The organism is Sulfurimonas sp. (genome assembly GCF_032250635.1).
Lineage (GTDB): Bacteria > Campylobacterota > Campylobacteria > Campylobacterales > Sulfurimonadaceae > Sulfurimonas.
Genome location: NZ_JAVVFL010000071.1, coordinates 1 through 9672 on the forward strand (window position 1 = coordinate 1; position 9672 = coordinate 9672).

At 40.1% G+C, this 9672-nt stretch carries 9 protein-coding genes and 1 pseudogene; 6 read left to right on the top strand and 4 right to left on the bottom strand.

The genetic code is table 11. The features are described 5' to 3' along the window. Together RQ763_RS05725 and RQ763_RS05730 are read left to right on the top strand one after the other, a co-directional pair. Positions 1–197, top strand: a pseudogene (locus RQ763_RS05725) (tRNA dihydrouridine synthase DusB); the annotation flags it as partial. Next, a complete protein-coding gene (locus RQ763_RS05730; protein WP_314151698.1) occupies positions 191–1327 on the top strand; it encodes a hypothetical protein in 1137 nt (378 codons plus the stop codon). The pseudogene RQ763_RS05725 and the gene RQ763_RS05730, both read left to right, overlap by 7 nt. Position 1328: 1 nt before the next feature. Here the strand turns inward: RQ763_RS05730 and RQ763_RS05735 are convergent, their stop codons facing one another. Genes RQ763_RS05735 through RQ763_RS05745 form a run of 3 tightly spaced genes read right to left on the bottom strand, consistent with a single transcriptional unit; the run spans position 1329 to position 2974 of the window. Next, a complete protein-coding gene (locus tag RQ763_RS05735; protein WP_314151699.1) occupies positions 1329–2216 on the bottom strand; it encodes a hypothetical protein in 888 nt (295 codons plus the stop codon). Then, a complete protein-coding gene (gene fliN, locus RQ763_RS05740) occupies positions 2213–2551 on the bottom strand; it encodes a flagellar motor switch protein FliN (RefSeq protein ID WP_314151700.1) in 339 nt (112 codons plus the stop codon). Before fliN ends, RQ763_RS05735 begins: the two co-directional genes overlap by 4 nt. After that, on the bottom strand, positions 2552–2974 hold the full coding sequence (locus RQ763_RS05745; RefSeq protein WP_314151701.1) for a chemotaxis protein CheX: 423 nt from the start codon (positions 2972–2974) through the stop codon (positions 2552–2554). It abuts the gene before it with no gap. A 143-nt stretch (positions 2975–3117) separates the two neighbouring features. Here RQ763_RS05745 and RQ763_RS05750 point away from each other — a divergent pair, with 143 nt between their 5' ends. From RQ763_RS05750 to mnmH, 4 genes are read left to right on the top strand one after another with little or no spacing between them, the layout of a single operon-like run. Further along, positions 3118–3849: a sulfite exporter TauE/SafE family protein gene (locus RQ763_RS05750; RefSeq protein ID WP_314151702.1), complete on the top strand. Its 732-nt coding sequence runs from the start codon at positions 3118–3120 to the stop codon at positions 3847–3849. 17 nt (positions 3850–3866) lie between these two features. Continuing rightward, positions 3867–6695: an excinuclease ABC subunit UvrA gene (gene uvrA / locus RQ763_RS05755; RefSeq protein WP_314151703.1), complete on the top strand. Its 2829-nt coding sequence runs from the start codon at positions 3867–3869 to the stop codon at positions 6693–6695. A gap of 23 nt (positions 6696–6718) precedes the next feature. Further along, positions 6719–7750: a selenide, water dikinase SelD gene (gene selD / locus RQ763_RS05760; RefSeq protein WP_409932361.1), complete on the top strand. Its 1032-nt coding sequence runs from the start codon at positions 6719–6721 to the stop codon at positions 7748–7750. Then, positions 7751–8839 (top strand): tRNA 2-selenouridine(34) synthase MnmH, encoded by a 1089-nt coding sequence (gene mnmH / locus RQ763_RS05765; protein ID WP_314151705.1) that lies wholly within the window; start codon positions 7751–7753, stop codon positions 8837–8839. On the opposite strand, the gene RQ763_RS05770 is transcribed toward mnmH, so the two are convergent. Beyond that, positions 8832–9672: mechanosensitive ion channel family protein (locus RQ763_RS05770; RefSeq protein WP_314151706.1), on the bottom strand; the 841-nt coding region annotated here is incomplete at its 5' end. The two genes, mnmH and RQ763_RS05770, sit on opposite strands and share 8 nt — an antisense overlap.

Sequence of the window (9672 nt, forward strand, 5' to 3'; positions counted from 1 at the left end):
TCATGGAGCACTTTGATAAGATGATAGAGTTTTATGGCTCCTATGGAGCGCGTATGTTTAGAAAACATACGCATACTTACTCTAAAGGTTACCCTGGTGCATCAGCACTTAGAGACAGTGTAAACCGTATATCTGACATAAAAGAATACCGGGCTGTAATAGATGACTTTTTTAGTAATAGCGAGATAGTTTGTTAAAGATAAGCAAATCAATTAAAACACTAGACCACAGCGATATAGGTGACAATCTACTACATTACGACTACAATGTAAAACATCTCCTCTCTTTGATAAGAAGAGGAATAAGCAAAGAAGATCCGCACTATCTTAGTTCATACCGCTCTTTTGAGGGCGAAGTTTTTGAAAATTTTATCTATGAAAAACTACTCATTTATGCCGTAGAAAATGAAGAGATAGATAAGTTTGTGCTAAAGGGTTTTCATCAAGATAAGATAAAAGCACATGCAAATACGCTCTCAATAAGTGAAAAACAGCAGATTGTTTATAGAACAAAAAGCAGAGAGATAAGCGAATTTGATGCGATGCTTATTACAAAAAATAAAGAACTCTATTTTGTAGAGATGACGCTTGTGAAATCTGTACTCAAACTTAGAAAAAGACTTAGAAAAAAGAAAGCGCTTCTTGAGCTGATCTTTCCAAACTATGAGATAAAAGCTCTTATTATTTTAAATGAGGGAGCTACCGGAGTTAGGCAATTGCCATCTTACTGTACTGTTTGGCTGACGGAAGGCTTTTTGGCAAATGAAGTGCTTGAGTATATTGTAGATACGGATGCTAAAAAATTGATGCCAAAAAAGAGAATTAAATCTGCCAAGATGATAGAGGCTCACTCCTTGAAACTCTACCCTTTTAGATACTACAACACTATCTCTTGGATTACAAAAACTATCAACAGTAATAAAAAACATATATTAGATATGAACTTTTTAATGAGCGAAAAGATTCAGAGATACCATGATTTGTACAATAAATTTTATATCGGCTATATAGATGCGGCACAAATGAGAGATGAATTAAAACTAGATAAGAGCTGTGAAGATGACAGGCGCGTAATCGTAGCTCTTGAAAAAAAACACTCTGATGAGATAGTGCTTACATACTATATACAGCAGACGCGCAAAACCCTCTATCTCTACTCTTTTGAAGGTGATCAAGTCGTAAAAGAGAAGAAAGACCCATACGGTATTACAGTGACTGAAGTCTATCATATAAGCAAGATGATGGATGAGAAATATAAACTAACCACGACAAATATAAACACGATTAAGAAGCTGTTAGAAAATAGATTTAACCAAGACGCCTCTTAATCTAAGCCCTATATTTCACAGATGCAGCTTTCTCTTTATAGGACTGCAAATACTCTTTTGAATCTTCGCTGCTACTATTTAAAAAACTCTCCAGCTCTTGGTGTCTGCTTTGTAAAATAGACTCAAAATCATCCTGTGTCGTCGGTTTGTTGTGGGTAAATTTATCAAGAAGAATATTGTTTTTTCCCATAAGCACAAGATAACTCTGCTCGCCAAAATCAAGCATGACTACACTGTTTTGCTCATTTAATGATTTTTGAAATCTTATGCTTACATCATCGGAGAGGGCAGGCTGTATTGGCTTTGCTTGCTCTTTGTTGTTGCTCTGGGCAAAAAGCCATGAAGATGTTTTTTTAGAGTTTTGCGGAGTTGAGACTCTTTTTTTGATATAAAAAAGTATAACAATCCCTATGATTAATATTGTTATTACTAAGTAGTAACTCTGCGATATATTATCACTCTTTTTTGTCGGAAGCGAAGCAAGCAGAGGAGCTTCTGTTTCTTGTGGCTGCGAAATGCTTTTTTCTGCCGGCTCTGCGGTTGTAAATCTTAATCTAAGTCCATATGAGTCGGATGTCTTTGATGCTTGAAGATTGATAGAAGGGGGTACAATCGCGGCAATTTGTGTATATCCAGACATGGGCGTAATTGTAATAGATTTTATATATTTTGATGAGAGCTTTTTTATTTTTGTAGACTCTATGGAGGCATCTTCAAGTTTTATCAAGATGCTGGAGTCGCTTGTGTTTTGCTTTATAACACCCTCATACGGAGTGTCAAAGGTGATCATAACATCAACTCTGTCTGTTCTGTCATAGATGTTATAGCTTAAAATTTTTGAAGCGTACAGAGAAAGCGGAAGCAGGAAAATTAAGAACAGTTTTATCATAGTCTCTCTTTGGCAAGATGGTATAGGACGGCGCTTGAGTCTAGTATCTCATTTATACGGATAGCAAGGTTTTTTTCATAAACCATAACCTCGCCTTTTCCTAAAATACGTCCGTTTACATAAGACTCAACACTCTCACCCGCTGGTTTTTTAAGGTCTATTATAGAACCTTTTGTAAGTTTTAATATATCGCCGATAGATAGTTCGGTCTCTCCAAGTTCGGATACAAACTCCACTTCCATGTCCAGAAGACCGGAATAGTCCATCCAAGAGAGTTCTTTTTCCGGGTCAAACGTGAACTCTTTGGCTCCATACGTTCGTCTTTTTTTATTCAACTATAGTTCCTTAATAGCGATAATCATCTCATCGTCTTCTACTCTTAAGACTTTTGCTCTGTCGTATATAAAATCAAAAACATCAATCTTTTCAAAATAGGGAGTAGACATAGTGTATGACCCGGAGTTACTCTCGCTTGCGAGAACTTTTGCGCTCCCGATAATCAAGTTTGCAGTTTCAAGCGTCATGTCTATCAAAGTCTCCTCATCACTATCATCCTCTTCTAAAAGAAGTGTGGAAATTCTCTGTGCGAAATTCGGTGTCGCTCCGATATAAACTCTGTGTTTAGTTCCATTAATGCTTTGTATATCAATATAAGCAATAACTGTTCTCATTTGAGTGACATTGTCGTGTAACTCATACGGTAGCCTGATTTGATGGACACAAAAATTTTTTGAAGCTTCAATGATTGTATTTAACATTTTTACACCCTTATTTAGCTAAATTATACTTTAGCACACCTCTAAAAATTCTTAATATATTTTAGAGAAGCAGATTATCTTGAATTTAGATGTCAAATGAAACGTTGCATTAAGATGCTATAATTCCAAAAAAAGTTTTAATAATGATTGAGTTGATATTTTTAGGTATCGGTGTCGGCGTTTTATCTGGTTTTTTTGGCATAGGAGGAGGGACCATACTTGTTCCTCTGCTTCTGCTTCTTGGACATGAGATAAAAGATGCAATCGGCATCTCTGTTGTGCAGATGGTTTTTAGTTCTGTTTATGGCAGTTATCTAAACAATAAAAAAGGAACACTCGATGTTCCACTGGTCTTTACAATTGGTATCGGCGGTTTTGTCGGTGCACTTTTGAGCGGATTTTTTACATCTGTATTTAGCGATTTGACATTAGAGATTATCTTTTTGGTTTTTGCTGTTTTTGCACTCAGCAGACTTTTTTTCAAGACAAAAGTTGATGTAGTACAAAAAGAGGTAAACAGGGCCGTACTTTTTTTAATAGGTCTCTTTTTAGGTCTTTTAAGTATGCTTATAGGTGTCGGCGGAAGCATTATCTTGGTTCCTATTTTAGTTGGTTTCTTGCATGTAGACCTTAAAAAGGCCGTATCGGCGGGGCTCTTTTTTGTGGTTTTTTCATCAGTTTCTGGTCTTATATCTCACGCCATTAGCAGAGAGATAGATTTCTTTAGCGGAGTCATTATAGGTTTGGCATCGCTAGCTGGTGTATACGTCGGTATTTTACTTAAAGATAGAGTTGATTCGGCGGTGCATAAAAAACTATTAGTAGGTTTTTATCTACTAATTGTTATATATTTGGTACAAAGAATATTTTTTTAGAGGATTGTTGGTTATAAATGAAAAATAAAGATATTATAAAAATAGTAGGCGCTAGAGAGAATAATTTAAAAAATATATCGCTTGAGATTCCAAAAAACAAGTTGGTTGTTTTTACAGGACTAAGCGGAAGCGGAAAGTCTACTTTAGCTTTTGATACACTGTACGCGGAGGGGCAGAGACGCTACATGGAGTCTCTCTCATCATATGCAAGACAGTTTTTAGATCGCGTCGGCAAGCCTGATGTTGACAAGATAGAGGGGCTTACTCCCGCTATTGCCATTGACCAGAAAACAACGTCAAAAAATCCCCGTTCGACAGTGGGAACTATTACCGAGATATATGACTACCTAAGACTTCTTTTTGCGCGAGTAGGTATACAGCACTGCCATAAATGCTCCAAAGTCGTCTCTCAAATGAGCGCTTCTGATATTATCGCTGAAGTTGCAAAACTCCCAGAGGGAGCAAAGCTTGTTCTTTTGGCTCCTCTTGTGCGCGAAAAAAAGGGAAGCTTTCATGATGTGTTGGAGTCTTTGTCACATAAAGGGTATGTGCGTGCCATGATTGATGGCGTTATGGTCAGACTCGATGAAGAGATAGAGCTGAGCAAAACAAAAAAACATAGCATTAAGGTCGTTATTGACAGAGTTGTAGTCAAAGATGAGAACAAAGAGAGAATTGCAGCAGACGTTGAAAAAGCGCTCAAAGAGAGCTACGGCGAGCTGGAGGTTGATATACTAAACCACGAAGAGCTTGGTCTTAAACAGCAAAGCATCCACTACAGCGAACACAACGCATGTTTTGACTGTAAGATAAGTTTTGATCCGCTTGAACCGCTCTCTTTCTCTTTTAACTCTCCAAAAGGAGCTTGTGGCGAATGTGACGGTCTTGGACTTCGCTACGCGCTTGACCATGAGAAGATAATCGATAGAGATTTGTGCATAGAAAAGGGTGCGGTTAAGATTATATACGGCTTTAACAAAGGGTACTACTTTACATTTTTAAAGGGCTTTTGCGCGGCAAATGAGATTGATATAACCGTGCCATACTCCGAACTGCCTGAGTATAAACAAAAAGCGATACTTCACGGCGGAATTGATGAAGTGAGTTTTTTATGGAAAAACCACGAGGTAAAGAGAGTCTGGCCAGGGATTATCAAGATAGCCTACGACATGTTTAAAGATGAGAAAGAGCTGGCTGACTACATGAGTGAAAAAGTCTGCAATGTCTGTAATGGGAATAGGCTCAAAAGAGAGTCACTCGCCGTAAAGGTTGCAGGTAAAGGGATTGCAGACATTTTAGAGATGCCGATTGCAAAGAGCTATGAGTGGTTTAAGGATGAGGGTAATTTTTCAGCTTTATCAAAACAGAGCACCCAGATAGGCGCTCCGATCTTAAATGAGATAAGAGAGAGACTCTACTTTTTGTTTGATGTCGGACTTGGCTACATTACCCTTGGGCGTGACGCAAGAACGATCAGCGGAGGAGAGGCGCAAAGAATCCGCATCGCATCACAAATCGGCAGTGGTTTAACTGGTGTTTTGTATGTTTTGGATGAGCCGAGCATCGGACTGCATGAGAGAGATACTCTTAAACTTATCCGTACGCTTAGAAGCCTGCAAGAGAAGGGAAACAGCGTTATAGTCGTAGAGCATGACAAAGAGACTATTGAAAATGCAGACTTTATTGTAGATATCGGACCGGGTGCCGGAAAATTCGGCGGAGATGTTGTTTTTGCAGGAACGCTTGATAAGTTAAAAAAGGCAAAAACACTAACTGCAGACTATCTTTATGGCAGAAAAAAGATAGAGTATTTTTATAGACGCAAGCAAGATAAATTTATAGAGATTAAAAACGTCACACTTAACAATATAGAAAATCTAAGTGCAAGAATCCCCCTAAATAACTTTGTCTGTATAACAGGCGTGAGCGGAAGCGGAAAGAGCTCTTTGATGCTTCAAACACTTCTTCCCACAGCAAGAGAGCTTTTAAATCATGCAAGAAAGGTCAACAAAGTAGCGGGTGTTGAGATAACTGGGCTTGAGCATGTAGATAAAGTTATCTATCTCGACCAAAGCCCGATTGGGCGAACTCCAAGATCAAACCCCGCAACATATACGGGTGTTATGGATGAGATAAGAAATCTCTTCGCGCAGACAAAAGAGGCACAGATACGAGGCTATACAAGTTCTAGATTTAGTTTCAATGTCAAAGGCGGAAGATGCGAGAAGTGTCAAGGCGAGGGCGAAAACAAGATTGAGATGCACTTTCTGCCGGACATTATGGTTAAGTGCGACACATGTAAAGGTACGCGCTACAATCAGCAGACGTTAGAGGTCTTTTACAAGGGTAAAAATATATCAGATGTTTTAAGAATGAGTGTCGATGAGGCGCATGAGTTTTTTAGACCCATTCCAAAGATAAACCAGATTATGTCAACACTTGTCGATGTAGGTCTTGGCTATATAACTTTGGGTCAAAATGCCGTAACGCTATCAGGCGGTGAGGCACAAAGAATCAAGCTCTCTAAGGAGCTAAGCCGCAAAGATACGGGCAAAACTCTCTATATACTTGACGAACCGACGACTGGACTTCATTTTGCCGATGTTGATAGATTGACGGGTGTTCTTCACAAGTTCGTAGAGCTTGGCAACTCGGTGCTTATAATCGAGCATAATCTAGACATGATAAAAAATGCCGACTACGTCATCGACATGGGGCCAGAGGGCGGAAGCGGCGGCGGTCTTATAATCGCTGAGGGAAGCCCTGAAAAGGTCGCAGACGAGCATAAAAAAACAGGCTCTTATACGGGCGAATATCTAAAAAAAGAGCTAGCGCTGCATAAGTAAAATAACTGTTTTCAAGGAAAATAATGGAACAAATAAAATTAACCGAATATAGCCACGGAGCTGGGTGTGGATGTAAAATCTCACCGATGCTTCTTGATGAGATACTAAAAACAAACATTTCAAGCACTCTCTTTCCAGAACTTCTTGTGGGAAATGAGCATAAAGATGATGCGGCGGCGTATGATTTGGGCAACGGCACATCCGTTTTATCTACGACAGACTTTTTTATGCCTATTGTGGATGATCCTTTTACTTTCGGGCGCATTGCTGCGACAAATGCACTAAGTGACATATACGCTATGGGAGGGAAGCCTCTTATGGCTATCTCCATCTTTGGATGGCCGATTGACAAACTCTCCTCCGATGTGGCACGTCAGGTGATAGAGGGAGGTCGTGCGGCATGTGAAGATGCGGGCATCCCTCTTGCGGGCGGACACTCTATAGACTCTCCTGAGCCGATTTTTGGACTGGCTGTTACGGGGTTAGTTGAGAACAAAAACCTTATGAAAAACAGCGGCGGCGAGGAGAATTGTTTTATATTTCTTACAAAACCTATAGGTATCGGCATACTAACAACGGCACAAAAGCAAAAAAAGATTGAAGCTGGCGACATAGATGCGGCGATTGAAGCGATGGTTACGCTCAATAAATCGGGCAGCGCATTGGCACCTCTTGATTGCGTTGTTACTATGACAGATATTACTGGGTTTGGTCTTTTGGGACATTTAAGCGAGGTGTGTGAAGCAAGCGAAATTAGCGCAAATATTTGGTTTGAGAAAGTTCCGCTTCTTTTAAATGTTGAAAAATATAGAGCGCTTGGCTGCATACCTGGAGGTTCTCGTAAAAACTTTATGAGCTACGGTCATAAAATCTCTCAAATGAGCGAGAAACAAAGAGAGATACTCTGCGATGCACAGACATCGGGCGGGCTGCTTGTGATGGTTAGAAAAGATGGTGTGGATGCATTTTATGAAACAGCGCGCGCGGCAGGTCTGGAACTTGAGCCAATCGGAGAAACGGTGGCACAAGGCAAACATTTGGTAGAGGTTTTATAGGTGTCGGAACTCTTTGATGACTTCAAATCCATTGTTTTAAACAATACCCCGCTTATCGACGTCCGCGCACCTATTGAGTTTAAAAAAGGTGCATTTTTTAATGCCCTAAATCTTCCTATTATGAGTGATGAAGAGAGACATGAAGTAGGTATATGTTATAAAAATAGAGGCAATGCAAAGGCTGTAGAATTAGGACATGAGCTTGTGAGCGGTGCTATAAAAGAGCAGCGGGTGCAGGCGTGGCTTGATTTTATGGATGCAAATCCAGATGCGCTTCTATACTGTTTTAGAGGCGGACAGCGCTCGAAAATAGCGCAGCAGTGGATTGGCGAGAGAGGTCGAGAGATAGTGCGCTTAAAGGGCGGTTATAAGGCATTTAGAGGGTATCTGCTACCGGAGCTTGAGGGTTCTTGTGAGCATTTTAAACCCATAATCCTCGGCGGAAGAACCGGTTCAGGAAAGACAATAGAGCTTAAAAAAATGCAAAATGCAATCGACCTTGAAGGCTTGGCAAACCACAGAGGCTCATCTTTCGGACAGAAGATTACGCCGCAAACCTCACAGATAGACTTTGAGAACAACCTGACATATCAACTGATTCAAAAGAGAGAAGAGGGGTTTGGAACTCTTGTTTTTGAGGATGAGGGAAAACACATCGGCAGTGTATTTATGCCCGATAGCTTTACACCGGTTATGTCAAATTCGCCTCTTGTGATACTTGAGACGCCTTTGGATGAGAGGATAGATATAACCCTAAACGAGTATGTCATAGAGGCGCAAAAAGCGTACGATGGAGCAGGTTTTACAGATGCTCTTAATGCTTGGCAAGAGAGTATAGAAAACGCAATGTATCGCATAAAAAGACGACTTGGAAATCAGAAATATAGTGAGGTTTTTGCTATTTTTGAAGATGCACTCAAAGAGCAGAAGAGAAGCGGCTCTTTTGAGAAGTACAAGGAGTGGGTAGAGTATCTGCTGAGTGAGTATTATGACCCGATGTATGACTATCAGATACAAAAGCGCTCTCATCTGGTTGCCTTTAGAGGAAGTGCTTCAGAGGTTCATGAGTATATAAAGAGTATTATTTAGCGGCGCCAAACTCTCCTGAGGGCTCTTGATATAGTCTAAGATCAAACTCTTTTAGGGCAACTAGAAGATGGTCGAAAATATCCGACTGTATATCCTCATACTCTGCCCACTCGTTTTTGTTGCTAAAAGCGTAGACCTCAAGCGGAACCCCTTTTGAAGTCGGCTGTAGTTGTCTGACTATAAATGTGAAGTTTTTGCTGTCTATGTTTGGATTTTTCTGCAAATATCTTTTTACATACTCCCTAAAAGTTCCTATATTTGTGAGCTTTCTTTTGTTCAGCGTTATCTCATCCGTAGTGTCAACAACCTTCTGCTTCTCTTGGAGGTAATCTTTGATGATCTCTATTTTGTTGAGCTTTTCTAAAAGTTCGGGAGCACAGAACTTAATGGAGTTTACATCTATAAAAAGAGCTCTTTTTATACGTCTGCCGCCGCTCTCACTCATGCCGCGCCAGTTTTTAAAGGAGTTCTCCATAAACTTGTAAGTCGGAATTGTTACGATGGTTTTGTCCCAGTTTTGAACCTTTACAGAGTGTAGAGCGATGTCTATGACCTCTCCGTCTGCTCCAAAGTTTGGAGCTTCTATCCAGTCTCCGACTTTAAAGAGGTCGTTTGCCACAATCTGCACACTTGCGACAAGAGAGAGGATGGTGTCTTTAAAGATAAACATTAGTACTGCGGTAAATGCTCCCACACCGCTTAGAACGCCCCATGGAGAGACGCCGACCAGAACACAAATAGCGATAATAAAGCCTAAGATGTAGACAAACATCTTTACGAGCTGAATATACCCTTTGATAGGCTTCTCTTTTGAGACCTCAAAAGAGTTGTAT